The sequence below is a fragment of the Aquabacterium olei genome, from assembly GCF_003100395.1.
Classification (GTDB): Bacteria; Pseudomonadota; Gammaproteobacteria; order Burkholderiales; family Burkholderiaceae_C; genus Aquabacterium; species Aquabacterium olei.
The window spans coordinates 1,430,526-1,453,392 of the sequence record NZ_CP029210.1 but is presented as its reverse complement, the minus strand read 5'-3'; the positions used below and the strand labels follow the sequence as shown (position 1 = coordinate 1,453,392).

Here is a 22,867-nt window from a genome sequence, read left to right as displayed (position 1 = left end):
GTCAACGAGGAACCGAGATTGTGTTTCAAGAACGGCTGAAATGGGGGGTGGCCGCGATGGCAGCCACAGCCCTGCTGTGGACAACCACACCCCGGGCCCAGTCGGCCCCTCAGAAGCTGCCCACCATCACCCTGGGCGCCGGCATGCACAACATCCGCGCCGAGGTGGCTTCGACGCCAGAGCAGCACCAGATCGGGCTGATGTTCCGCAAGGAGATGGCGCCCAACGACGGCATGCTGTTCATCTTCGACCGGCCGGGGCAACAGTGCTTCTGGATGAAGAACACGTTGATTCCGCTGTCGGTCGCGTTCATTGCAGACGACGGCACCGTGGTCAACCTGGACGAGATGGCACCGCAGACGCTGGAGTCCCACTGCTCGACGCGGCCCGTGCGCCACGTGCTGGAAATGAACGCTGGCTGGTTTGCGCGCAAAGGGATCAAGCCGGGCAGCAAGCTGAGCGGGGCGCCTTTCGGCACACCCCGCTGAAGCCTGACCACCGCTCACCGTGTGCGGGCGGCAATCCGCTCCTTGAGTTGCGGCAGAACCATCAGTGCGGCCTCACGGCCAGCGAGGATGGAGAGGCGACGGGCACTGAATTCCGTGCTGCCGATGCCTTCGAGCTTGGGGCGCATCACCACGTCCGCATCCTGCAGTTCGAACTGGCTGATGGCGTGCCCCATGATGTTGTAGGTCTGCAGCAGGATGTCGACCGGCCCCTTGACCGGCATGCCTTCGGGGATGGCCGAGATGTCGACCGCGATGACAACGTCGGCGCCCATCTGGCGGGCGAAGCGGACGGGGACGGGAGACACCGCCCCACCGTCGATGTACTCGCGACCCGAGATGCGAACCGGCTCGAACACCGCGGGGACCGAACTGGAAGCCCGCACGGCCGTGCCGACATCGCCTCGGCGGAAGAGGATGGGTTGACCGCTCTGCAGGTCGGTGGCGACGATGCCGAGGGGAACGCGCATCGCTTCAATGTTCTTGCCACCGGTGTGGGTCCGGACGAACCTGGCGAGCGCCTCGCCCTTCAACAGGGAGCGCCCCGGGAAGACCCAGTCGGTGATGGAAGACTCGTCGAGCGACATGGCCATGGTGGCGAGCTCGGTCGGGGTCTTGCCCGCCGCATAGAGGGCCCCCACCACACTCCCCGCCGACGTGCCCACGACGACATCGGGCCGGATGCCTTGTTCCTCAAGCACCTGAAGTACGCCGATGTGGGCAAAGCCGCGGGCGGCACCGCCCCCCAGCGCCACCCCGATCCGGGGCGGCTTGGGTGCGGGTTTCGGTTGCACCACGGCGGGCGTGACAGGCGCGGCAGGCCCCGACGGCAACACGCCGCAGCCCGCCAACAACGCGACCGAAGCGACAGCCAGGCATCCAGCCAAACGCCTTAATACCCAGAAGTTATGTGCAACTTCCATAAATGTTCTTCGTCTTTATATAGTTGATCGATAGCATCCGCAGCTCTCCCACATTGTCACGCGCCGCCGGGCTTCCCATCGCGCAGTTCCATGAAGATCCGCAACCTCGACCTCTCCGACAACCCGATCAATGCGGAGCACACGGCGCTCGGGCTGCCCCCGGTCGAAGACGACATCACCCACCCGTCCAACCATCCGGTGCTGCGCATCGCCGTGTGGGCGGTGGGGTTCCTGCTGGTTGGCGTGCTCGCCTACCTCGCATCGAAGCTCTTCAACGGGCAACACGAACAGACGGGCATGCAGCTCATCGCGAGCACCCTGCAAGGTGACGCGTTCTGGAAGGCGGTCCTGGTCGGCCTTCTGGCGCAGACGGTGGATGGCGCGCTCGGCATGGCGTACGGCATCACGTCGACGTCCTTTCTGCTCGCCACCGGCAGCACGCCCGCTGTGGCGTCGGCCAGTGTGCACATCGCCGAGGTGTTCACGACCGGCGTCTCGGGCATCTCGCACGTGAAGCTGGGGAACGTGAACCGCTCGCTGTTTCTTCGCTTGCTGGTACCCGGCATTCTGGGTGCCAGCCTGGGCGCCTGGGTGGTTTCGTCGGTGGATTCGGCCGTCATCAAACCCATCGTGTCCGCCTATTTGTTCGTCATGGGCCTGTATATCGTCAGCAAGATTTTCAAGAAAATCACGCCGCGCCGTGAAACCCCGAAGCACGTTGCCAAACTGGGGCTGTTCGGAGGGTTTCTGGATGCGGTGGGCGGTGGCGGCTGGGGTCCGGTCGTGACCACGACGCTGGTGGGCACGGGCCAGGATCCACGCACCACCATCGGTTCGGTGAACCTGGCAGAGTTTTTCCTGACTTTTGCCAGCGCCGCCGTGTTTGCCGGCCTGGTCGAGGAAGGGCCGTGGCCGACGGTCGCCGGGCTGGTGGTCGGGGGGCTTTTTGCCGCGCCGTTTGCGGCCTTCCTCACGCAGCGGCTCAACACCCGGACGCTGCTGATGCTGGTAGGCGGAGTGATCTCCTGCATCAGCCTCTACAATCTGTACCGGGCTCTCGGCTGACTGTTTTCAACTTCACTGCAGGCTTTAACCCTCGCGGTCTGATTCGCTTTTCCCTCGCTGCGCACCATGTATCAATATACCGAGTTTGATAAACAGTTTGTCCGCCAGCGCGCGGCGCAATTTCGCGACCAGCTCGAGCGCAACCTCGCGGGCAAGCTGGGCGACGAAGAATTCCGCCCTCTGCGCCTGCAGAACGGCTGGTACATCCAGCGCCATGCGCCAATGCTGCGCGTGGCTGTGCCCTATGGCGAGATGTCGTCGAAACAGATCCGCCAGCTGGCGCGCATCGCGCGCGAGTTCGACCGCGGCTATGCCCACTTCACGACCCGCCAGAACGTTCAGTACAACTGGATTCCGCTGGCCAAGGCCGCCGACGTGATGGAGCTGCTGGCCGAAGTCAACATGCACGGCATCCAGACCTCGGGCAACTGCATCCGCAACATCACGGCCGACGCGACCGTGGGCGTGGCCGAAGACGAGGTCATCGACGCCCGCCCGTATTGCGAAGTGCTGCGCCAGTGGTCCACGCTGCACCCCGAGTTCGCCTTCCTGCCGCGCAAGTTCAAGATCGCCGTGAACGGGGCCAAGGAAGACCGCGCTGCCACCGCCTGGCATGACATCGGCCTGCACCTGGTGAAGAACGACGCCGGCGAAGTGGGCTTCCGCGTGCTGGTGGGCGGCGGCATGGGTCGCACCCCGATCACGGCCACCGAGATCAACGCCTTTGTGCCCTGGCAGCAGATCCTCGTCTACATCGAGGCCATCGTGCGCGTGTACAACCGCTATGGTCGCCGCGACAACATGTACAAGGCGCGGATCAAGATTCTGGTCAAGGCCGAAGGCCAGAAGTTCTTCGACCAGGTCAATGCCGAGTTCCAGAACATCCTTGAGCGTGACGTGGACGGTGCCGCCCACATCATCCCGCAGGCCGAATTCGACCGCGTGAACGCCAGCTTCGCCTTCCCGGCCTCGGTGCAGGCGCACCTGCCCGCCGGCAACGGCCTGCCTGCCGACGCGACCGACGCAGACCGCACCCAGTTCACCAAGTGGCTGGCGCGCAACGTAGTGGGCCACAAGGTGCAGGGCTACAAGAGCGTGCACCTGTCGGTCAAGCGCGTGGGCCAGGCCCCGGGCGATGCCACCGACACCCAGATGGACGCGATCGCCGACATCGCCGACCAGTTCAGCTGCGGCGAGCTGCGCATCACGCACGACCAGAACGTGCTGCTGCCCTTCGTGCGCGAGGAAGACCTGTTTGCCGTGTGGAAGGCTGCCAAGGCGAACAGCTTTGCCTCGCCCAACATCGGCCTGCTGAGCGACATGATCGCCTGCCCGGGCGGCGACTTCTGCGCCCTGGCCAATGCCCGCTCCATCCCCATCGCCAACGACCTGATCGCCCGTTATCAGGATCTGGATGAGCTCTACGACATCGGCGACATCGACCTGCACATCTCGGGTTGCATCAACTCGTGCGGCCACCACCACAGCGGCCACATCGGCATCCTCGGCGTCGACAAGGACGGCACCGAGTGGTATCAGGTGACGCTGGGCGGCTCGGACGGCTCCAATCTGGCGCCGGGCGCCGTGGCCGGCAAGGTCATCGGCCCGTCGTTCTCGGCAGACGAGGTCACCGACGTGATCGAGGCCGTGATCGAGACCTACCGCAGCCAGCGGGCAGCCAACGAGCGCTTCGTCGACACCGTCAAGCGCGTCGGCATCGACCCGTTCAAGACCGCCGCCAACGCCGTGCGCCGCACGACCGCCAAGGCCGCCTGAGCCCCTCGCCGCGAAAGAGACAGACCATGAAATTCATCGATCCCCACCACGACCAGTGGCACACCGTGGGCGGCGAAGACGGCCCGATGTCGCATCCCCCCGTCAAGTCCTACAGCCTGCTGACGCTGGCGCAGTGGCACGCCGTGCGCGAGCAGTGGCCCGCCAAGGGCTCGGCCGACCACAAGCCGGTTGGCGTCATCGTCGGCAACGACGTCGACATCGAGGTGCTGGAAGCTGACCTGGCCAAGCTGGACCTGGTCGTGCTGCAGTTCCCGAAGTGGACCGACGGCCGCGCCTACACGCAGGCCCACATCCTCCGTGCCCGTTACCGCTTCGGCGGCGAAGTGCGCGCCACCGGCGACGTGCTGGTCGACATGATGCCGCTGATGGCCCGCACGGGCTTCGATGCCGTGGTCTTGCGTGCCGATCAGGACCGCGGCATTGCGGAGCGTCAACTGAGCTTCTTTGGCGCACGCGGACACTACCAGGGCGACGTGCAGCAGACCAAGCCGGTCTTCGGCCGTGCGGCCTGAACCGGACTGGAGAGCACGATGAGTGAGGTTTCTGCCATTGGAGGCGTATCGATGCTGGGCGGGCCTGCGGCTGCCGCCGGATCGGCGATCGGCCTCTACAACAACCCGAGCGCCGACTACGCGACCAAGGTTCAGGCCACCGTGGCCCTGCTGAAGGCCGCGGCCTTCGAGCACCCGGGCAAGGTGGTGCAGGCCACGAGCCTGGGCGTCGAGGACATGATCGTCACCGACCTGATCGCCCGCCACCAGCTGCCGATCGCCATTGGCACGCTGGAGACCGGCATGCTGAACCCGGAAACGGCAGCGCTGATCGGCACGATCGAGACGCACTACGCCGACGCCGGCATCCATGTCGAGGTGTATCGCCCGAAGAACGAGGCCGTGGTCGAGTTCGTGAGCCAGCACGGCGAGAAGGCCATGTATGAAAGCATCGACCTGCGCAAGGCCTGCTGCGGCATCCGCAAGCTCGAGCCACTGGCGCGCATGCTGGCCGAGCGCACCGCGTGGATCACCGGCCTGCGCCGCGAGCAATCGAACAACCGCGGCGGCATGCTGGACCGCGAGGTGGACGATGCCGGCCGCGCCAAGTTCAACCCGATGATCGAGTGGACCTGGGGCGATGTGTGGCACTACGTGGCGGTGAACCACGTGCCCTACAACCCGCTGCACGACCAGTTCATGCCGTCCATCGGCTGCGCCCCCTGCACGCGCGCCATTGCCGTCGGCGAGGATTTCCGTGCCGGCCGCTGGTGGTGGGAAGACGAGAAGGCCAAGGAATGCGGCCTGCACGTCCACAAGTGATTCAAGAGCGAGAACAAGATGAGTGATGTGAACCAACTGCTGGCGGAAGTCGACCACCGCCACCTGGACGCGCTGGAAGAGGAAGCGATCTTCATCCTGCGTGAAGTGGCCGCCAGCTTCGAGCGCCCGGGCCTGCTGTTTTCGAGCGGCAAGGATTCGTGCGTGGTGCTGCACCTGGCCGAGAAGGCCTTCAAGATGAAGAACCCGGCCACGGGCAAGCTGGAAGGCAAGCTGCCCTTCCCGCTGGTGCACGTGGACACCGGCCACAACTTTCCGGAAGTGATCGACTTCCGCGAGAAGCGCGTGGCCGAGATCGGCGAGCGCCTGATCGTGGCGCACATGGAAGAGTCGATCAAGAAGGGCACCGTGCGCCTGGCCCACCCGCTGGAATCGCGCAACGGCCACCAGACGGTGACCCTGCTGGAAGCGATCGAAGACAACCGCTTCGACTGCCTGATCGGCGGCGCCCGTCGTGACGAAGAGAAGGCCCGCGCCAAGGAGCGCATCTTCTCGCACCGCGACAGCTTCGGCCAGTGGCAGCCCAAGGAACAGCGCCCCGAGCTGTGGAACCTGTTCAACACCCGCATCAAGCCGGGCGAGCACTTCCGCGCCTTCCCCATCAGCAACTGGACCGAGCTGGACGTGTGGCTGTACATCGCCCGCGAAGGCATCCCGCTGCCCAACATCTATTTCAAGCACGCCCGCCAGGTGATCCGTCGCAAGGGCCTGCTGGTGCCGCTGACCGAGGTGACGCCGGCGCTGGAAGGTGAGACCGTCGAAACGGTGGACGTGCGCTTCCGCACCGTGGGTGACATGACGTGCACCTGCCCGGTCGAATCGACGGCCGCCAACGCCGCCGACATCGTCGCCGAGACCCTGCACGTGACCGTGAGCGAACGTGGCGCCACCCGCATGGACGACCGCACGTCCGAGGCCTCGATGGAGCGCCGCAAGAAGGAAGGTTATTTCTGATGAGCACTGTGACCCACAACGAAGCCAGCACTGAACTGGCTCACAAGGCCCTTCGCTTCCTGACCGCCGGCAGCGTGGACGACGGCAAGAGCACGCTGATCGGCCGCCTGCTGTTCGACAGCCGCGCCATCCTGGCCGACCAGCTGGATGCGCTGGAAAAGCGCGCCGCCGGTGCCCCGATCGACCTGTCGCTGCTGACCGATGGCCTGGAAGCCGAGCGCGAACAGGGCATCACCATCGACGTGGCCTACCGCTACTTCGCGACCAAGACGCGCAAGTTCATCATTGCCGACGCCCCGGGCCACGAGCAGTACACCCGCAACATGGTGACGGCCGCCGCCGGCAGCGATGCCGCCGTGGTGCTGGTCGACATCACCAAGATCGACTGGAAGGCCTCGCCGGTGCCGCTGCTGGCCCAGACGCGCCGTCACAGCTTGCTGGCCCACCTGCTGCGCGTGCCGAACATCGTGTTCGCCATCAACAAGCTGGACGCCATCGAGCAGGACACCGAGACCGCCTTCAACAACGTGAAGGCCTCGCTGGAAGCCTTTGCCGAGCAGGCAGGCATCGTCAACAAGGGCGTGATCCCCGTGTCGGCCCTGCGCGGCGACAACGTGACCACCCCAAGCGCCAACTGGCCCTGGTACAACGGCCCCACCCTGCTGCAGGTGCTGGAGCAGCTGCCGCCGAGCGACGAGCGCCACGACGGCGCCCTGCTGCACCCGGTGCAGTACGTGACGCGCGACAGCGTGGGCGAAGGCGAAGCCTCGGCCTCGGGCACCGGCCACCAGTACCGCGCGTTCTGGGGTCGTATTGCACACGGCGCGGTGAAGGCCGGCGACGAAGTCCAGATCTTCCCGAGCGGCGAGACGGCCATCGTGGCCGAAGTGCGCCACTCGGCGCTGGTGGTCGACCAGTGCGAAGCGGGCCAGTCGGCCGGCATCGTGCTGGACCGCCAGGTCGACATCTCGCGCGGCGACTGGATCCACACGCCGGGCTCCATCAAACCGACGGCCAACTTCACCGCGACGCTGGCCTGGCTGGACACCGAACCCGCCGTGGTCGGTCGCAAGTACTGGGTGCGTCACGGCAACCGCTGGGTGCAGGCACGCATCACGTCGATCGACAACCGGCTGGACATCCACACGCTGGAAGACACCGACGCGCACGAGCTGGCCGTCAACGAGATCGGTCGTGTGCAGATCCAGACCCAGCAGCCGCTGCCCGTCGAGCCCTATGCCAGCAACCGTGTCGGTGGCGCACTGATCGTGGTAGACCCCACGACCAACCGCACCAGCGGCGCCCTGCTCGTCCAGGCTGCCTGACCTTTCACTTCACGCGCGCTGCGCCTTCTCATCGTGGAATCCAAGCCCTGCTCGCTCAAGACGGCCAAAGTGGTTTTCATCGGCGCCGGCCCGGGCGAGGCCGACCTCATCACGGTGCGTGGCAGCCGGCTGCTGTCGCAGGCGCACGTGGTGCTGTTCGACGCACTGGCTGACGCCACGCTGCGGGATCTGGCTCCCCAGGCCGACTGGATCGACGTGGGCAAGCGCGGTTTTTCCGGCAAGGAAGGCAGCGACTTCAACGGTCAGACGCGGATCAACCGCCTGCTGGTCGAGCAGTCGCTGGCCGTGGGTGCCACGCACGGCGAACGGGGGCTGGTCGTGCGGCTCAAGGGTGGCGACCCCAGCCTGTTCGGCCGGCTGGAAGAAGAGTTGCACGCGCTGCGCGACGCCGGCATTGCTTCCGAGGTGGTGCCCGGTGTGACGTCAGCGCTCGCTGCAGCGGCCGCCACACAACGTCCCCTGACACGGCGCGGCTCCGGCCGCAGCGTGAGCTTCACCACCGCCATGACACGCACGGGCGACCTGCAGTGCGGCATGGGCCCAGGCCAGCGCGCGGACACCGAGGTGTTCTACATGGCGGGTCGCCAACTGGCCCCGCTGTCGAAAGGGTTGCTGGAGGCCGGCTGGCCCGGCGACACCGAGGTGAGCGTGGTCTCGCGTGCAGGCTGGCCCGACATGCGCCACAGTCTGCACACCGTGGCCACACTGGACGACGCCAGCGCCATCCATGCCGGGCGACCAACGCTCGTCATCGTGGGGGCTGGCGCCACCGATATTCCTGACGAACCTTTGACCCACATCCCGATCTGCGGCGAAAGCGCATCGGGTTCTCAGGGCTGAAGCCGGCCCCAGCCGGTAAAATCTCGCCCGTCTTACAACCGCTACAAGAGACCTGACATGACCCACGTCGTCACCGAAGCCTGCATCCGCTGCAAATACACCGACTGTGTGGACGTGTGCCCGGTGGACTGCTTCCGCGAAGGCCCGAACTTCCTGGTGATCGATCCGGACGAGTGCATCGACTGCGCCGTCTGCATCCCCGAGTGCCCCGCCAACGCCATCGTCCCGGAAGAGGACGTGCCGGGCAACCAGCAGAGCTACATCAAGCTGAACGCCGACCTGGCCAAGGTGTGGCCGAGCATCACCAAGCGCAAGGATCCGCTGCCCGACGCCGACGAGTGGAAGGACAAGGTCGGCAAGCTCGACCAGCTCATCCGCTGAGGCGTGTGCACGCGATGACCGACACCGATGCGGTCGTGATCGGCGCAGGCCCGGTGGGCCTGTTCCAGGTCTTTCAGCTCGGTCTGCTGGGGCTCCGCGCCCATGTCATCGATGTGCTGCCCGAATCCGGGGGGCAATGCGCTGCGCTGTACCCCGACAAACCGATCTACGACGTTCCCGGCGTGCCGCGCTGCACCGGCCGAGAACTGACGCGCCTGCTGCTCACGCAGGCACAGCCGTTTCTGCAGCCCGCGGATTCGACTTCGGCGGATGCGGCCGACCGCGGTGCGCCGAGCAGCCCCTACGCCAATGTGCATCTGGGCCAGCAGGTGTCCGAACTGGCGCGCGCGGAAGACGGCCACTGGCTCGTCACCTCTGACCGCGGGCAGCAATGGCGCGCCCGCGCCGTCTTCGTGGCCGCGGGCGCCGGTGCCTTCGTGCCGCGCAGCCTGAATCTGCCCGGGCTGCAGGATGCCGTGAACGTGCACTTCCATGTGCCGGAAGCCGGCGCCTTACCCTGGTCCGGGCAGCATGTGGTCGTGGTTGGTGGGGGCGACGAGGCCCTGAGCGCGGTGCTGTCGCTGGCTGAGGACAGCGACCCGGCGCGCCGCCCTGCCCGCTTGACCTTGCTGCACCGCCGCGATGTGTTCCAGGCCGAGCCCGACCTGGATGCGGCCGTGCGTGCGCTGATCGCGCAGGGTCGTGTCGCGTTGTGCGTCGGGATGCCAACCGAGGTGCACGCCACCGACGCGGTGGTTCAGGCGCTGACCCTCCTCACCCCGGAGGAGGCCGCGGTGCGACTGGCGCTGGATCACGTGCTGATCCGCCAAGGCATGAGTCCCAAGCTGGGCCCGCTGACCTCGTGGGGCATGGCGCTGGAGCGCAAGCAGGTGGCGGTGAACACCGCGACCTTCGAGACCTCGCTGCCCCAGGTTTACGCCGTGGGGGACATCAACACCTACCCGGGCAAGAAGCGCCTGCTGCTGTGCGGCTTCCACGAGGCGACGATGGCCGCCCACGCCGCTTCCGCCGCGCTCAATCCGGGCTCTCCTCAGCACCTGCTCTACACGACGACCAGCCCTTTGCTGCGCGAACGTCTGGGCGTGGCGTAAAATCGTGTTTCCGCTGGGGGTGCCCGCCGACACAAGGCGCGGGCTGAGAGAGTCCCTTCGAACCTGAACGAGGTCATGCTCGCGTAGGAAAGCTGGTGGTCTGCCACAGGGCGTGCACATCCGTGCAAGCCTGGTGGCGGGCTGGCGCAGGCCCGTGATGGGCTGTGGACTCTTCTCGTCTCCCCCCTGTTTGACGACCGATGTCCGAAGCGGTGCCCTGGTGCACCGCGTGCCACGCCATGCTGACTTCCGCTTCCGCCGACCGCCCCGCAGCCCGGGCGGCCTCCCGCCTGCCTCGCCCCACCACGATTGCGTACGCCACCCTCCTCGTCTGCGGGCTGCAGACGCAGGCGCTGGCCCAGCAAGCGGGCGACGATGCCACCGTGCAAGCCGTGGGTGTGAGTGCCCAGGCGATCAAGCGCAGCGCCAAGGCCAGCATCGTCGGGCTGGGCGACCTGCCCGCATGGGAGACACCCGCGCAGGCGCAGACCTTCTCGGTCGATGCGCTGCGGGACGCCTTCGTGACGCGGCTGGCCGATCTGACGCGGCTGGACGCCAGCACGACCGACTCGTACAACACCGTGGGCTACTGGGATTACCTGACGGTGCGCGGCTTCACGCTCGACAACGCCTACAACTACCGGCGCGAAGGCCTGCCGGTGAACGCCGAGACCCGGCTGCCGCTGGAAAACAAGTCGGCCGTGGAACTGTTCAAGGGCACGAGTGGCATTCAGGCGGGCGTCAGCGCACCGGGTGGGCTGGTCAACCTGCAGGTCAAACGTCCCGAGGGACGCGTGCACAGCGCCTTCTTCTCGGTGAACGACGCGGGTGAGGCGCGTGCCGCCGTGGACATCGGCGGCCGGTTCGGCCCGGAACGCAGTCTGGGCCTGCGCGTGAATGCCGCCGTGGCCCGCCTGAACACGCAGGTGGACAACACCGAGGGGCACAGCCGGCTGCTGTCGATGGCGACGGACTGGCGCGTGTCGCGCGACACGCTGATCGAGCTGGAGCTGGAAGACAGCTGGCAGAGCCAGCCGAGCGTGGCGGGCCTGAGCCTGCTGGGCGATCGCCTGCCGTCCTCGCGCACGTTCAGCCGCAACCTGAACCTGAACAACCAGCCCTGGAGCCAGCCGGTGCAGTTCGAAGGTCGCACGGGCACGGTACGCTGGACGCAGAACCTGCAGGCGGGCTGGAAATCGACCGTGACGTATGGGGAGCAGCATCTGCGGACGAATGACCGGGCGGCGTTTCCGTTCGGCTGGAACGAGTATGTCGGTCCGGGGCCGGAGGACTACGCCTACTACTACAACTTCAAGAGCGACGGATCCGTAGACCTGTATGACTACCGCTCCGACAACGAGCGCCGCATCACTCGGTCGCTGCTCGCTCAACTCGAGGGGCGCGTGCGCCTTGGCGATCAGGAGCACAACCTGCGTTTCGGGGCGTTGCGCTCGCTGTACCGCACCGCCATCAAGCCGCAGGCCTACAACTACGTGGGTACGCTCAATGTGCTGATCAATCCCAATCAGCCTTTCGATCCGAGCCCGGTCATGGAATCAGCCAGCCCGAACCGCTGGGAGAACTCGACCGAGTTGTCGGTGCAGGACCATGTCCGCCTCGCGCCAAGTTGGCAAGCCTGGCTGGGCCTGCGCCACACCAGCCTCAGCCGCCACAGCCAGGAAACCGACGGCGACGACGACACCTACATCAGCCAGACGATCAACACCCCATGGGCCGCGCTGGGGTGGACCTTTGCACCGCAGACCCAGGCTTATGTGAGCTGGGGCGAAGGCGTGGAAACCAAGGCGGCCCCGCGCAATGCCGCCCTGCTGAACGCAGGCCAGATCCTGCCGGCGGCGAAGAGCCGCCAGACCGAGGTGGGGGTGAAGGGGCAATACAACGCCGGACGGGTGGTCGCGCAATGGGGCGTCAACCTGTTCCAGACGATTCGCCCGCTGGCCGAGACGGTGGACAACACCTTCCGCTACAACGGCGATGCACGCCACCGTGGCGTCGAGGGCTTCTGGCAGGGCCGCATAGGCCCATGGGGCCTGGCCGCCAGCGCGATGCTGTTGGATGCCGAGCGCCGTGGCAGCACGGAGGTGGCCTTGAACGGCAAGCAGCCGGTGAACGTGCCCGAGCGCACCGTGAAGCTGTCGGGCAGCCACACGTGGGGCCTTCCCGTGCCGCTGACACTGCAGGCCGATGTGGTGCACGAGGGCAGCCGGTGGGTTGACTCGGGCAACTCGCTGCGCCTGCCTGCCTGGACCCGACTGGACCTGGGCGTGCGCGCCGTGCAGGGCCGCGATGCGCTGCGGACCATCACGTGGCGGCTGGGCGTGGCGAACGTGTTCGACAAGCGCGGCTGGCGTGAGGCGCCCTCGATGTTCGGCGGGCACACCTATCTGTTCCCCATCACGGGGCGCACAGTGACCGTCTCAGCGCAGATCGACTTCTGACCCGCGCGCGGTGCCGTGTTGCTGTTGCATCGCGCTCACACGGCACGCCTTCAGCAGGGCAGACGATGCCGCACCCTGTTTGCGCCCCAAAAACGATGTTATAGTCTCGGTCTCGGTTGATGAGCACGGCAGCAATGCGGTGAGCAAAAACTGAAGCCGACATATTCCCCGATAGCTCAGTCGGTAGAGCGCCGGACTGTTAATCCGTAGGTCCCTGGTTCGAGCCCAGGTCGGGGAGCCAGAAATTCCGACTTTATTCCTCGATAGCTCAGTCGGTAGAGCGCCGGACTGTTAATCCGTAGGTCCCTGGTTCGAGCCCAGGTCGAGGAGCCAAGGCAAGACAAAGCCCCACGATGTGATGTCGTGGGGCTTTGTTGTTTCTGGCTTCTGCTTACGGGGGTCAGTCTTCCTCTTCGACGTCACCCACCATCTCGCGGCAGGCGTCGGCGCAGCGGCGGCACGACTCGGCGCAGGCTTCGCAGTGCTCCATGTCGTACTGCTCGCACTCGTCGGCGCAGGCGTCGCAGATATCGGCGCACAAGGCGCACACAGCCAGCACGAAATCGCTGTCACGGGCCATCGCTTCAGCGGCCAGCGCACAGACGGCAGCGCAGTCCAGATCGAGCTTGATGCAGTCCTTCATGGTGCCCGGGTCTTCTTCCTCCAGGCAGGCAGCCGCACATTGCAGACAAGCCACCTGACAGGCCTGGCAGGCCTCCAGACAGCTGTAGTTTTCGGGGTCGACCATGGGGGTGTCCTTTCTTGGTAAGAGGCAGATGGCCACGCCGCGGCAACGCACGTGCCCGAACACCCCTCGCCCGGCCGCCGCTTGCGCGCAACCCTGACTGGAACCCCGGGAATCCTTGCTGAAACCCGGCGCGGCGGGCGGTAGGGCTTGCCGGACTTTCGAGCCACAAAGGAACAGGACACGTTAGAAGGGCTGCCTTTCGTGGGCACGGCACCTGCTGCCTGGGGCGCATCCCCCACCTTCGAAGCCTTGCACCATGTCCTTGCTTGCTCCTGCCTTCTCACCCCTCGCGCTGTTGTTGATCGCCCTGCCCGCAGGCGCCCAGACCGGGAGCGGTGGCGCCGGGCAACAACTGCCCACCCTGGCGACCAGCAAAGGCTGTGTGGCTTGCCACGACATCGATGCTCGCAAGGTCGGCCCGTCCTTTCGCGAGATCGCTGGCCGCCACGGAGGTCAGAAGGATGCGGCCAACATGCTGACGGGCAAGATCCTGAATGGCAGCGTCGGCGCCTGGGGCCCGGTCGCCATGCCGCCGAACAAGGCCATGGGCGTGACCGACGCCGAAGCCAAGCAACTGGCCACCTGGATCCTCACGCTGAAATCGCCGGCCGACGCCTCCCGCAAGCCATCGGGCGGCAACCGCGACGCCCGCTGAGCAGTCGGCAGGCTCATCCCGTGAGCCTCATTGACCCGCCCGACGGGGCTGCTTCGCTCGGCACACCGCTTGCCGGCTTCGGAAGCATCCGAACCACCGGGAGACCGATATGCCGACGACCTGGGTTGTGGTGGCCGACGAGGCCATCGCCCGCATCATGCAGCAGCGCCCTGAGGACAAGGGCCTGGATGCCGTCGAGGAACTGACCGACCCGGACGCCCACGCCCGGGAGTCCGACCTGCGCCGCGATGCGTTCGGCCGTCGCGGCATGACCGTCACCGCGTCTGCCGGCGATGGCGAGAAGCACAAGGAGGCCGATGCCTTCGCCACCGACGTGGCCGGCGTGCTCGACAAGGCGTTGCAGCAGGGCCGCTACACGCGCCTGATCCTGATTGCCGCACCGCGGTTCCTGGGTCTGCTGCGCAAGGCCGTCAGCCCGGGCGTGGCGGCGGTCATTGAAAGGGAGCTCGACAAGGACCTCGTGCACGAGACGCACGAAGAGCTGGCCGCGCGATTGCGGCCGACGCCACCGACCTGAAAGGAGGCCGTCATGGCCCAGATCGACCTGTTGAACACCCCGGGCTGCCCGGTCGAACGTCAGCGCTTCACGTGGAAGGAACTCAACCCCAAGCCGCTGAGCAAGCTGGACGACGACGCCTTCAGCCGGGTGCGCGTCATCCTGCTGAACGGCATGGAGCTTGACAGCCTGCGACTCAAGCACATGATCGCGCGCTGCAATGGCCCGCTGCGCGTGCCGCTGGCCGAGGTGCGGCGTGTGGAGCAGCACCAGGCCACCATGGTGAACTGGCTGATCGCTGCCGACCACTCGCCGCTGGAAACCACGATTGCCTACGAGCAGGTGGCCATCGAGGTGACGGCGGCGGTGGCGCAGAACGAGCCGGATCCCTACCTGGCGCAGACCTACCGCTTCGGCCTGCTGGAAGACTTCGACCACCTGTACCGCTATTCGGCGCTGATGGACCGGCTGGAGGGCAAAGACGCGAACAACATCCTGCAGGGCTATACGGACATCGTGCCGGGGCGGCCGACCGTGCTGGAGCACCGTCACCCGACGGACGACGTGCGGCGGCCCTATGACCGCCACAGCACCGCACTGATCAGCAAGCTGCACGCGGCCTTCATCACGGCAGCCGAGTACCAGACGCACGACTACTACATGAACATCGGGCCGACCTTTGCCGACCCGCTGGCGCGCGAGCTGTACGCCGAGATCGCTTCGATCGAGGAGCAGCACGTGACGCAGTACGGCTCGCTGGAAGACCCGGGCGAGAGCCTGCTGGAGAAGTGGCTCATTCAGGAAGCGGCCGAGGTGTACCTGTACCACAGCGCGATGATGTCGGAAGGCAACCCGCGGCTGAAGGCCATCTGGGAGCGCTTCCTCGACTACGAGCTGGGCCACCTGCAGCTGGCCATCCGCCTGTTCAAGGACATCGAACGGCGCGATCCGGCCGAGATCCTGGTGGGTGATCTGCCCGCCCCCCTGCCCTTCAAAAGCCAGCGCGATTACGTGCGCAAGGTGCTGGCCACCGAGGTCGACTACCGCGCCGTGGGCACGGCCTACCTGCCGCGCGGTCAGGAGAGCGAGGCCTCGATGGGCTACCGGCAATACCTGAACTCGATGGGCTCACCGTCGCAGGCGGTGGCAGCTGGCTACCGCTGGACATCGGGCACCGAACTGAGCCGCAAGGTCGTCAATTACTGAAAGGACACGCCATGCACCCGCAACAGACTGGCGCCCACATGGGCATGAACCGCACCGGGGCCAAGATGTCGCCGATCGATGTGTCGGCGATGGAGGAGTACGCGGCCGCGTCACCGGTGTCCGAGTTCGAGAGCGAAGACACGATGACCGCGATGCGGCTGGAGGCCATCGCCGAAGCCGACACCATCGGCTCGGTGCCACTGCCGGGCACGCTGAAGGGCATGGTGACCACCGGGGTGGCGATGTTGAAGGGCGACAACCCGGCCATGCTGCTCGACAAGCTGGGCGAGCGCCTGGCCTTCGAGCGCACCGGCACGCGCCTGTACGAGGCGCTGCTGACAAAGGCGGTGCAGCTGATGCCGGAAGGCGATGCCCGGCTGACCACGCTGCAGCGCATCCATGACCAGGAGGCCGAGCACTTTCAGATGCTTGCCGGCGCGCTGCAGTCGCTGGGTGCCGACCCGACCGCGCAGACGCCGTGCGCCGACGTGGGGGCCCAGATGTCGGCCGGCATCCTCCAGGTCGTGACCGACCCACGGACGGACCTCGCGCAGAGCCTGAACGCCATTCTGACGGCCGAACTCGCAGACCACGCCAGCTGGGAGTTGCTGCAAACGCTGCTGCGGCACACCGGGCACGGCGAGATGGCAGACAGCTTCGGCCTCGCGGTGGAGCAGGAAGCCGAGCACGTGGTCGTCATCCGGCAGATGCTGCAGGACTGCGTGATGGCCGCGGCCTGAGGCCATGTCCCGCACGGTGCTGGTGTGCGGTGCCAGCGGCTTCATCGGCCAGCGGCTGGCGCGTGCGCTGACCGCAAGAGGCCACCACGTGCTGCACGGGGTGCGGGATCCGGCGGCCTTCGAGCGCCTCCACCCCGGTGCGCGGGCCGTGCCGGTGGACTTCTCGGAGCCCCGTGAGCCAGCTCACTGGTTGAGCCTGTTGCGCGGGGTGGACGTGGTGATCAATGCCGTGGGCCTGCTGCGCGAGACGGCACAGCAGCGCTTTGCAGACGTGCAGGCCCGCAGCCCGTGCGCCTTGTTCGAGGCATGCAGCCAGATCGGCGTGCGGCGCGTGATCCAGCTCTCGGCCCTGGGCGCCGACGCCGACGCCGACACCGCATTCTTGCGGAGCAAGCATGTGGCGGACGACTGCCTGCTGGCCTTGCCGCTGCAAGGCGTGGTGTTGCAGCCCTCGCTGGTCTTCGGCCCCGGGGGCGCCAGCACGATGTTGTTCTGCACGCTGGCCAGTCTGCCCGTCGTGCCGCTGCCTGCCGGGGGCACGCAGCCCATCCAGCCGGTGCACCTGGACGATCTGGTGGGGGCCGTGGTGGCCCTGGTGGAATCGGCCCAGCCGGTGCACGGCCGCCTGCCAGTGGTCGGACCGGAGCCCACCACGCTGAAAGCGTATCTCAAGGCCATCCGGAAAGGACTCGGGCTGGATGCGGGCATGTGGATACCAGTGCCCCGCGCGATCATGGCGCGGTTGGCGCATGCAGGCAGTCGCCACCGTGACGCACTGTTCGACGAGGACAGCTGGCGCATGCTGCAGCGGGGCAACACCGGCCCGGCCGCCTCCCTGTCTGCGCTGCTGGGGCGCCCGCCCCGCTCGGCCGAGACCTTTGTGAGCGCCCTGCCCCTCAGCGAGCGCGAGGCGCTGCGGCATCACGCCGTGATGACGTGGTCCCGGCCGCTGTGGCGACTCATCCTGGCGCTGCTGTGGTTCGTCAGCGGGCTTGTGTCGCTGGGGCTGTACCCCGTGGCCGACAGCTTCGCGATGCTGGCGCAGGTGGGCATCCCGGCGGCACTGCGTCCGGTGGCGCTGTACGGCGCAGCCGGGCTGGACATTGCACTGGGAGTGATGACGCTGTGGCGCTCGGGGCGGCGGGTGTGGCTCGCCCAGATCGGACTGATCCTGGCCTACACCGCCGTCATCACGCTGTTCCTGCCAGCGCAGTGGTTGCACCCCTTTGCCCCGATCGTGAAGAACGGCCCCATTCTCGCGATGCTGCTGACGCTCTACGCGACGGAGACGCGGCAATGATGAGCTACCTCTTCATCAAGTGGCTCCATGTGATGTCGTCAACGGTGCTCTTTGGCACGGGGGTGGGCTCGGCCTTCTACCTGCTGTTTGCCAGCCTGCGCGCCGAGCCCCGCACGGTGGCGACGGTGGCGTCGCTGGTGGTGTGGGCCGACACCGTGTTCACGGCCACCACCGCCATCCTGCAGCCCCTCACTGGCCTGTGGCTGGCGGGCCAGGCCGGGTGGCCGCTCAGCCAGGGCTGGCTGAAGTGGTCACTCGTGCTGTATGCGCTCGCCATGGCGTGCTGGCTGCCTGTGGTGGCGTTGCAGATCCGCATGCGCAACACCGCCCGGGCAGCCGTGCAGGCCGGCACCCCACTCCCCCCCGCCTACTGGCGCGATCTGCGCGTCTGGACCGCGCTCGGCGTGCCCGCCTTCCTTGCCTTTCTCGCGTTGTTCTATCTGATGGTGGCCAAACCCGCCTGGTGACGCTGCGAAGCCTGCTTCGGTCAGTGGGGCCGGATACCCGCACCCGTCTGCGGATGGGGCCGCACATTGAGCGCCATCGCCTTGTCCTTGTCGGCGGCGTTTTGATTGCCACGCCCGTACACCAGCCCGGTTTCGCCCGCCTGGTACAGCGTGCCCTCGCGGGCCCGCGGAGGCTCGTTGCGCTGCTGGCGCCCCATCTGCATGCGGGCCATCATGTCGGCCAGCGTCGGCATCACCTTCGCCATGGCCGTGTTGACCACCGCCATGGCCCCCACACGCACATCGCGGGTCGGCTCGGTGGCGGCTTCGAGGATGGCGCTGGCAACCTTCTCTGGCTCGATCATCGGCGTGGGCAGCTTGGGCTCCTGGTCGAGGTAGTTGCCAGCGTGCTCGGGGAACGGCGTGTCCACGGCGGTGGGCTGGATCAGCGTGACGGAGACCGGTGCCTTGTCGGCCTCGAGCTCGATGCGCAAGGCATCGGTGTAGCCCTTCACCGCGTGCTTGCTGGCCGAGTAGAGGGCCTGCAGCGGAATGGCGGCTTCCGAGGCCTCACTGCCGATGTTGATGAGTGCGCCGCCCTGTTGCCGCAGGTAGGGCAAGGCCGCACGCGAGCCATAGACGACACCCCAGAAGTTCGTGCGAAACAGGCGCTCGGCATCGTCGTCCCGCACCTCGTCGGCGCGACCGAAGATCGAAACGCCCGCGTTGTTCACCCAGGTGTCGATGCGCCCGAAGCGGGCCACGGCCTGCGCCGCGATCTGGTCGACCTGATCGCGCTCACCCACGTCGGCCAGCACGGCCATTGCATGGCCACCGGCCTGCTGGATCTGCTCGACCAGGGCCTCGAGCGTGAAGCGGCTGCGACACGACAACACGAGGGTGGCACCTTGCTTGGCAGCGGCCAGCGCCGTGGCCAGCCCGATGCCGCTGGAGGCCCCGGTGATCACCATCACCTGCTGGTCGAGTGGCTTGAGTGCAATTTTCATGGTGAGGCTCCTGCTGGATTGAGGGATGTCGCTTCTCGGGCAATGGCCATGCCCCCACTTCGCCACCCAGGCGTATGCAGACTGCGCCGCAGTGCACGCCCGTGCGGCACGGTTTACCGACGAACTTGCAGCCGCGGCAACCCCGTGCACGCGCTGCGGGCCGACGGCGGCAGGCGCGCGACTTGCCGCGCAGGACCCATCCCAGGTCCGCACGAAGGAGCGCCCCATGAAAGCACTTTGCTGGCACGGCAAGAAAGACATCCGTTTCGACACCGTGCCGGACCCCACCATCGAGCACCCGCGCGACGCCATCATCAAGGTGAGCAGTTGCGCCATCTGCGGCTCGGACCTGCACCTGTACGACGGCTTCATGCCGGGCATGGAACGCGGCGACATCATGGGCCACGAGTTCATGGGCGAGGTCGTCGAAGTCGGCGCGGAAAACAAGCGGCTGAAAGTGGGCGACCGCGTGGTCGTGCCCTTCACCATCATCTGTGGCGAGTGCGACCAGTGCCGGCGCGGCAACTTCTCGGTGTGCGAGCGCAGCAACCGCAAGAAGGATCTGGCAGACAAGGCCTTCGGACACAGCACGGCCGGGCTGTTCGGCTACACGCACCTGACGGGCGGCTATGCCGGCGGGCAGGCCGAGTACGTGCGCGTGCCCTTTGCCGATGTGGCGCCGGTCAAGGTGCCCTCGACCTTGAGCGACGAGCAGGTGCTCTTTCTCGGCGACATCTTCCCGACCGGCTGGCAGGCCGCGGCGCAGTGCGAGATCGAGCCCACCGACACGGTGGCCATCTGGGGCGCGGGCCCGGTGGGCCAGTTCGCCATCCGCAGCGCCATCCTGATGGGTGCCCGCCAGGTGATTGCCATCGACCGCCTGCCCGAGCGGCTCAGCATGGCGGCGGCGGCCGGTGCCATCACGATCAACTTCGAGGAAGAGAGCGTGGTGGAGCGCCTCAATGAGCTGACCGCCGGCAAGGGGCCGGAGAAGTGCATCGATGCCGTGGGCCTGGAGAGCCACGCCACACGTTCGCTGGACGCGATCTACGACCGCGCGAAGCAGGCCACCATGATGGAAACCGACCGGCCACACGTGCTGCGCGAGATGATGTATGTGTGCCGCCCCGCCGGCATCCTTTCGATCCCCGGTGTGTATGGCGGCCTGCTGGACAAGATCCCTTTTGGCGCGGCCATGAACAAGGGGCTCACCATCCGCATGGGGCAGACCCACGTCAACCGGTGGACCGACGACCTGCTGCAGCGCATCGAAGAGGGGCAGATCGACCCCTCGTTCGTGGTCACGCACACGGCGCCGCTCTCCAGCGGACCGGAGATGTACAAGACCTTCCGGGACAAGCACGACGGCTGCGTGAAGGTCGTGCTCAAGCCTGGCCACGCATGAGGAGCACACCATGACGACACACACCACGCTGCACAAGCTGGCCCGCGGCCTGGGCTGGTTCAGCATCGCGCTGGGCACGGCCGAGTTGTTGCGCCCTGCGCCGGCCGCACGCCTGACGGGCATGCGCTCGCAACCCCGGCTGATTCGGGCTTTCGGTGCCCGCGAGATCGTCACCGGCGCGGGCCTGCTGCTCGCGCGCAACCCGGCGCCGTGGCTGTGGGCCCGGGTGGCCGGCGATGTGCTCGACGTGGCGGCGGTGGGCTACGACGCCCGCGACACCTTCCAGCGACGCCGGGTGCCGGCCCGCACCGGCGTGACGCTGGGCGCCCTCGCCGGCGTCTTGCTGGTGGATCTGCTGAGCGCCCAGGCGGCCACGCGCCACACACGGCGGCAGTGCGCCGCCACGCGCTACGACTACAGCGATCGCAGCGGCTGGCCTGCCCCGCCCGAGCAGATGCGCGGGCTCGCGGCCCAAACGCCCGCCGCGTCGTCTGCTCAGTCGCCCTTCATGAGCGAATCGAGCGTCAACTCGTAGCCCGGCCCGAAAGTGTCGAGGAAGTAGCGCATCTCGGGCGTCATGTGCTCTTCCATCTTGCCGCGCACCTGCTCGGCCGCCTGCTCGAATTCGCGGTTGCCGTAGCGCAACTCGGCGCGGCACTTCAACCACGCGCTCAGGCGGTCGGCCTGCTTGATGAGCCGCGCCTCGGCCTCGGGCCAGGCGTGGTGGTCGAGCATCGGGGCCAGCGCCGGCTTGAGCCCCTCCGGCAGCAGGCCCACCATCTCGTCGCACACCTCGCCTTCGAGGTTGGCAGTGGCATGGCGCATGGCCGGCGAGTACTTCACCGGGGTCGGCAGGTCGCCGGTGATGGCCTCGGTGGCATCGTGGAACAGCGCACGCGTGGCCACCGCATTGGGGTCCACAGCCTGGCCGAACACATCCCGCGCAATCACGGCCAGCGCATGGGCCAGCACGGCCACTTCCCAGCTGTGCTGAGCCACGTCCTCCTCCACCGCGTTGCGCATCAGGCCCCAGCGCTTGATGAAGCGCAGGCGTGACAGATGGGCGTAGAAGGGGCTGTGGGAGGCGTGCGGGCTGCTCATGGTCGGCTCACTGGAGAACAGCCCTCGACTTTACTCCGCGGCAACCTGGCGGCCCGATCCCGTGTACGCTGCCGGCATGGGCGATCAACTCGGCAAACTGCTTCTCGTGGCGCTGGTGGTGGGCTTCGGCCTGATCGCGTGGCGCGCGTGGCAGGTCAGGCAGGCCAGTCCGAACTGGCCCACGGTAGAAGGTGAAATGCTGTTGTCGCGGGCCTATCCGCGCAACGAGTCGAACGACGGGCATGGCACGCCCACGCACCACTGGCTGGTTGACGTGCGTTATCGGTACACGGTGCAAGGCGTGACCTACACCGGAGACCGGTTGCGCGCCTTCGTGCCGCCCCTGCCGGACGAAGCCTCGGCACAGAAATGGCTTGCCCCGTATCCGGTCGGCGCGCGCGTGCGTGTGCACTACGACCCGACAAAGCCCGGCAACAGTGTGTTGATCCCGGGTTGACCCATCCCTGATTGCCGCATATGCAAGGCACAATGCCGCCCCACGCCCTCGCCCGTTTTACGCTTTCCGGACATCCCGCATGGCCTCGCTGACCGACCAGAAGAACCGCACCGACGTGCTGAACCGCCTCAAGCGTGCCGAGGGCCAGCTGCGCGGCATCCAGCGCATGATCGAGGAAGGCGACGACTGCCTGGCCATTGCCACGCAGATGGCCGCCGTGCGCAAGGCGCTGGACAGCACCTATGTGCGCATGACCATGTGCTTCATGGAACAGAAGCTGCACGCTGCCATGGCCGAGCCGTCTGCCGACGACAGCGGCCTCGACAGCGTGCTGCAGGACATCGAGACCCTGCTGGGCAAGGTCCGCTGACGCGTCAGTCGCGCTTGAGCTTGCAGGTTGACAGACCGAACGGCATGTAGGCCGGGCACCAGCCCGTGAAGCCGGTGGCCAGCGGCACTACGCCGATCCAGCCCCAGGCCCCGACCGTGCCCGTTGCCGCCAGGGCAATCAGCACCACACCGGCGCCGATGCGCGCCACTCGATCCACACCGCCGACATTGGCTTTCATGG

The 22,867-nt window shown here is 67.0% G+C and carries 26 protein-coding genes, 2 tRNA genes and 1 riboswitch; of the genes, 23 read left to right on the top strand and 5 right to left on the bottom strand.

Annotated features, from left to right (window positions below; all coding sequences use genetic code 11):
• Window positions 1-56: 56 nt before the first annotated feature.
• On the top strand, window positions 57-488 hold the full coding sequence (locus DEH84_RS06490) for a DUF192 domain-containing protein (protein WP_109038247.1): 432 nt from the start codon (window positions 57-59) through the stop codon (window positions 486-488).
• Between the two features lie 14 nt (window positions 489-502).
• Here DEH84_RS06490 and DEH84_RS06485 read toward each other — a convergent pair whose 3' ends face one another.
• Window positions 503-1,300 (bottom strand): patatin-like phospholipase family protein, encoded by a 798-nt coding sequence (locus tag DEH84_RS06485; RefSeq protein ID WP_342755631.1) that lies wholly within the window; start codon window positions 1,298-1,300, stop codon window positions 503-505.
• 219 nt (window positions 1,301-1,519) lie between these two features.
• On the opposite strand from DEH84_RS06485, the gene DEH84_RS06480 reads away from it, so the two are divergent.
• The 12 genes from DEH84_RS06480 (at window position 1,520) to DEH84_RS06425 (ending at window position 13,047) form a co-directional block, all read left to right on the top strand.
• Window positions 1,520-2,494, top strand: coding sequence for a sulfite exporter TauE/SafE family protein (locus DEH84_RS06480; protein ID WP_109035843.1), 975 nt, complete (start codon window positions 1,520-1,522; stop codon window positions 2,492-2,494).
• Between the two features lie 66 nt (window positions 2,495-2,560).
• Window positions 2,561-4,270: a nitrite/sulfite reductase gene (locus DEH84_RS06475; protein ID WP_109035841.1), complete on the top strand. Its 1,710-nt coding sequence runs from the start codon at window positions 2,561-2,563 to the stop codon at window positions 4,268-4,270.
• 26 nt (window positions 4,271-4,296) lie between these two features.
• The gene (locus DEH84_RS06470; protein ID WP_109035839.1) at window positions 4,297-4,803 is read left to right on the top strand and encodes a DUF934 domain-containing protein; all 507 of its coding nucleotides are present in this window, start codon (window positions 4,297-4,299) and stop codon (window positions 4,801-4,803) included.
• A 51-nt stretch (window positions 4,804-4,854) separates the two neighbouring features.
• Window positions 4,855-5,604 (top strand): phosphoadenylyl-sulfate reductase, encoded by a 750-nt coding sequence (locus DEH84_RS06465; RefSeq protein ID WP_109035837.1) that lies wholly within the window; start codon window positions 4,855-4,857, stop codon window positions 5,602-5,604.
• Window positions 5,605-5,622: 18 nt separating this feature from the next.
• Window positions 5,623-6,576 (top strand): sulfate adenylyltransferase subunit CysD, encoded by a 954-nt coding sequence (cysD, locus tag DEH84_RS06460; protein ID WP_109035835.1) that lies wholly within the window; start codon window positions 5,623-5,625, stop codon window positions 6,574-6,576.
• Window positions 6,576-7,901: a sulfate adenylyltransferase subunit 1 gene (locus DEH84_RS06455; RefSeq protein ID WP_109035833.1), complete on the top strand. Its 1,326-nt coding sequence runs from the start codon at window positions 6,576-6,578 to the stop codon at window positions 7,899-7,901. The genes cysD and DEH84_RS06455 overlap by 1 nt, the downstream gene beginning before the upstream one ends.
• A gap of 33 nt (window positions 7,902-7,934) precedes the next feature.
• Window positions 7,935-8,762: a uroporphyrinogen-III C-methyltransferase gene (gene cobA / locus DEH84_RS06450; protein WP_109035831.1), complete on the top strand. Its 828-nt coding sequence runs from the start codon at window positions 7,935-7,937 to the stop codon at window positions 8,760-8,762.
• Between the two features lie 57 nt (window positions 8,763-8,819).
• The gene (gene fdxA / locus DEH84_RS06445) at window positions 8,820-9,143 is read left to right on the top strand and encodes a ferredoxin FdxA (RefSeq protein ID WP_109035829.1); all 324 of its coding nucleotides are present in this window, start codon (window positions 8,820-8,822) and stop codon (window positions 9,141-9,143) included.
• A 14-nt stretch (window positions 9,144-9,157) separates the two neighbouring features.
• Window positions 9,158-10,255, top strand: a complete 1,098-nt coding sequence (locus DEH84_RS06440) for an NAD(P)/FAD-dependent oxidoreductase (protein WP_109035827.1) — start codon at window positions 9,158-9,160, stop codon at window positions 10,253-10,255.
• Window positions 10,256-10,260: 5 nt separating this feature from the next.
• A riboswitch (TPP riboswitch) is annotated at window positions 10,261-10,362 on the top strand.
• Between the two features lie 132 nt (window positions 10,363-10,494).
• Window positions 10,495-12,714 (top strand): TonB-dependent siderophore receptor, encoded by a 2,220-nt coding sequence (locus tag DEH84_RS06435; RefSeq protein WP_159098887.1) that lies wholly within the window; start codon window positions 10,495-10,497, stop codon window positions 12,712-12,714.
• Between the two features lie 165 nt (window positions 12,715-12,879).
• A tRNA-Asn gene (locus DEH84_RS06430) sits at window positions 12,880-12,955 on the top strand.
• Window positions 12,956-12,971: 16 nt separating this feature from the next.
• Window positions 12,972-13,047 (top strand) — tRNA-Asn (locus DEH84_RS06425).
• Window positions 13,048-13,114: 67 nt separating this feature from the next.
• Here DEH84_RS06425 and DEH84_RS06420 read toward each other — a convergent pair.
• Entirely contained in the window at window positions 13,115-13,462 is a 348-nt protein-coding gene (locus DEH84_RS06420) for a four-helix bundle copper-binding protein (RefSeq protein ID WP_109035823.1), read from the bottom strand.
• 256 nt (window positions 13,463-13,718) lie between these two features.
• On the opposite strand from DEH84_RS06420, the gene DEH84_RS06415 reads away from it, so the two are divergent.
• The 6 genes from DEH84_RS06415 (at window position 13,719) to DEH84_RS06390 (ending at window position 18,347) form a co-directional block, all read left to right on the top strand.
• Window positions 13,719-14,117, top strand: coding sequence for a c-type cytochrome (locus tag DEH84_RS06415; RefSeq protein WP_109035821.1), 399 nt, complete (start codon window positions 13,719-13,721; stop codon window positions 14,115-14,117).
• 109 nt (window positions 14,118-14,226) lie between these two features.
• The gene (locus tag DEH84_RS06410; protein WP_109035819.1) at window positions 14,227-14,655 is read left to right on the top strand and encodes a host attachment protein; all 429 of its coding nucleotides are present in this window, start codon (window positions 14,227-14,229) and stop codon (window positions 14,653-14,655) included.
• A 12-nt stretch (window positions 14,656-14,667) separates the two neighbouring features.
• Window positions 14,668-15,840: a hypothetical protein gene (locus DEH84_RS06405; protein ID WP_109035817.1), complete on the top strand. Its 1,173-nt coding sequence runs from the start codon at window positions 14,668-14,670 to the stop codon at window positions 15,838-15,840.
• A gap of 11 nt (window positions 15,841-15,851) precedes the next feature.
• Window positions 15,852-16,580 (top strand): ferritin-like domain-containing protein, encoded by a 729-nt coding sequence (locus DEH84_RS06400; RefSeq protein WP_109035815.1) that lies wholly within the window; start codon window positions 15,852-15,854, stop codon window positions 16,578-16,580.
• 4 nt (window positions 16,581-16,584) lie between these two features.
• Complete coding sequence (locus DEH84_RS06395) at window positions 16,585-17,880, top strand: SDR family oxidoreductase (protein ID WP_218929765.1); 1,296 nt, start codon at window positions 16,585-16,587, stop codon at window positions 17,878-17,880.
• Window positions 17,880-18,347 carry a DUF2269 family protein gene (locus DEH84_RS06390; protein WP_109035813.1) on the top strand — a complete coding sequence of 156 codons (468 nt, stop codon included), beginning with the start codon at window positions 17,880-17,882 and terminating at the stop codon, window positions 18,345-18,347. Before DEH84_RS06395 ends, DEH84_RS06390 begins: the two co-directional genes overlap by 1 nt.
• Before the next feature lie 20 nt (window positions 18,348-18,367).
• Here the strand turns inward: DEH84_RS06390 and DEH84_RS06385 are convergent, their stop codons facing one another.
• Window positions 18,368-19,333, bottom strand: a complete 966-nt coding sequence (locus DEH84_RS06385; protein ID WP_109035811.1) for an SDR family oxidoreductase — start codon at window positions 19,331-19,333, stop codon at window positions 18,368-18,370.
• A gap of 226 nt (window positions 19,334-19,559) precedes the next feature.
• On the opposite strand from DEH84_RS06385, the gene DEH84_RS06380 reads away from it, so the two are divergent.
• Together DEH84_RS06380 and DEH84_RS06375 are read left to right on the top strand one after the other, a co-directional pair.
• Entirely contained in the window at window positions 19,560-20,738 is a 1,179-nt protein-coding gene (locus DEH84_RS06380) for a zinc-dependent alcohol dehydrogenase (RefSeq protein ID WP_109035809.1), read from the top strand.
• A gap of 10 nt (window positions 20,739-20,748) precedes the next feature.
• Complete coding sequence (locus DEH84_RS06375) at window positions 20,749-21,273, top strand: transcriptional regulator (RefSeq protein ID WP_109035807.1); 525 nt, start codon at window positions 20,749-20,751, stop codon at window positions 21,271-21,273.
• On the opposite strand, the gene yfbR is transcribed toward DEH84_RS06375, so the two are convergent.
• Window positions 21,234-21,839, bottom strand: a complete 606-nt coding sequence (gene yfbR / locus DEH84_RS06370; protein ID WP_109035805.1) for a 5'-deoxynucleotidase — start codon at window positions 21,837-21,839, stop codon at window positions 21,234-21,236. The genes DEH84_RS06375 and yfbR overlap by 40 nt on opposite strands.
• Before the next feature lie 76 nt (window positions 21,840-21,915).
• On the opposite strand from yfbR, the gene DEH84_RS06365 reads away from it, so the two are divergent.
• Together DEH84_RS06365 and DEH84_RS06360 are read left to right on the top strand one after the other, a co-directional pair.
• The gene (locus DEH84_RS06365; protein ID WP_159098886.1) at window positions 21,916-22,296 is read left to right on the top strand and encodes a DUF3592 domain-containing protein; all 381 of its coding nucleotides are present in this window, start codon (window positions 21,916-21,918) and stop codon (window positions 22,294-22,296) included.
• A gap of 79 nt (window positions 22,297-22,375) precedes the next feature.
• The gene (locus DEH84_RS06360) at window positions 22,376-22,666 is read left to right on the top strand and encodes a metal-sensing transcriptional repressor (RefSeq protein ID WP_109035801.1); all 291 of its coding nucleotides are present in this window, start codon (window positions 22,376-22,378) and stop codon (window positions 22,664-22,666) included.
• 4 nt (window positions 22,667-22,670) lie between these two features.
• On the opposite strand, the gene DEH84_RS06355 is transcribed toward DEH84_RS06360, so the two are convergent.
• On the bottom strand, window positions 22,671-22,865 hold the full coding sequence (locus DEH84_RS06355; RefSeq protein ID WP_109035799.1) for a YgaP family membrane protein: 195 nt from the start codon (window positions 22,863-22,865) through the stop codon (window positions 22,671-22,673).
• Window positions 22,866-22,867: the final 2 nt, after the last annotated feature.

Coding starts and splice junctions, on each gene's coding strand:
- DEH84_RS06385 (WP_109035811.1), bottom strand. CDS start 19,333: ATGAAAATTGCACTCAAGCCACTCGACCAGCAGGTGATGGTGATCACC.
- DEH84_RS06470 (WP_109035839.1), top strand. CDS start 4,297: ATGAAATTCATCGATCCCCACCACGACCAGTGGCACACCGTGGGCGGC.
- yfbR (WP_109035805.1), bottom strand. CDS start 21,839: ATGAGCAGCCCGCACGCCTCCCACAGCCCCTTCTACGCCCATCTGTCA.
- DEH84_RS06380 (WP_109035809.1), top strand. CDS start 19,560: ATGAAAGCACTTTGCTGGCACGGCAAGAAAGACATCCGTTTCGACACC.
- DEH84_RS06410 (WP_109035819.1), top strand. CDS start 14,227: ATGCCGACGACCTGGGTTGTGGTGGCCGACGAGGCCATCGCCCGCATC.
- DEH84_RS06365 (WP_159098886.1), top strand. CDS start 21,916: ATGGGCGATCAACTCGGCAAACTGCTTCTCGTGGCGCTGGTGGTGGGC.
- DEH84_RS06390 (WP_109035813.1), top strand. CDS start 17,880: ATGAGCTACCTCTTCATCAAGTGGCTCCATGTGATGTCGTCAACGGTG.
- DEH84_RS06435 (WP_159098887.1), top strand. CDS start 10,495: ATGCTGACTTCCGCTTCCGCCGACCGCCCCGCAGCCCGGGCGGCCTCC.
- DEH84_RS06355 (WP_109035799.1), bottom strand. CDS start 22,865: ATGAAAGCCAATGTCGGCGGTGTGGATCGAGTGGCGCGCATCGGCGCC.
- DEH84_RS06415 (WP_109035821.1), top strand. CDS start 13,719: ATGTCCTTGCTTGCTCCTGCCTTCTCACCCCTCGCGCTGTTGTTGATC.
- DEH84_RS06440 (WP_109035827.1), top strand. CDS start 9,158: ATGACCGACACCGATGCGGTCGTGATCGGCGCAGGCCCGGTGGGCCTG.
- DEH84_RS06480 (WP_109035843.1), top strand. CDS start 1,520: ATGAAGATCCGCAACCTCGACCTCTCCGACAACCCGATCAATGCGGAG.
- DEH84_RS06465 (WP_109035837.1), top strand. CDS start 4,855: ATGCTGGGCGGGCCTGCGGCTGCCGCCGGATCGGCGATCGGCCTCTAC.
- cysD (WP_109035835.1), top strand. CDS start 5,623: ATGAGTGATGTGAACCAACTGCTGGCGGAAGTCGACCACCGCCACCTG.
- DEH84_RS06395 (WP_218929765.1), top strand. CDS start 16,585: ATGTCCCGCACGGTGCTGGTGTGCGGTGCCAGCGGCTTCATCGGCCAG.
- fdxA (WP_109035829.1), top strand. CDS start 8,820: ATGACCCACGTCGTCACCGAAGCCTGCATCCGCTGCAAATACACCGAC.
- DEH84_RS06400 (WP_109035815.1), top strand. CDS start 15,852: ATGCACCCGCAACAGACTGGCGCCCACATGGGCATGAACCGCACCGGG.
- DEH84_RS06360 (WP_109035801.1), top strand. CDS start 22,376: ATGGCCTCGCTGACCGACCAGAAGAACCGCACCGACGTGCTGAACCGC.
- DEH84_RS06375 (WP_109035807.1), top strand. CDS start 20,749: ATGACGACACACACCACGCTGCACAAGCTGGCCCGCGGCCTGGGCTGG.
- DEH84_RS06405 (WP_109035817.1), top strand. CDS start 14,668: ATGGCCCAGATCGACCTGTTGAACACCCCGGGCTGCCCGGTCGAACGT.
- DEH84_RS06420 (WP_109035823.1), bottom strand. CDS start 13,462: ATGGTCGACCCCGAAAACTACAGCTGTCTGGAGGCCTGCCAGGCCTGT.
- DEH84_RS06490 (WP_109038247.1), top strand. CDS start 57: ATGGCAGCCACAGCCCTGCTGTGGACAACCACACCCCGGGCCCAGTCG.
- DEH84_RS06475 (WP_109035841.1), top strand. CDS start 2,561: ATGTATCAATATACCGAGTTTGATAAACAGTTTGTCCGCCAGCGCGCG.
- DEH84_RS06455 (WP_109035833.1), top strand. CDS start 6,576: ATGAGCACTGTGACCCACAACGAAGCCAGCACTGAACTGGCTCACAAG.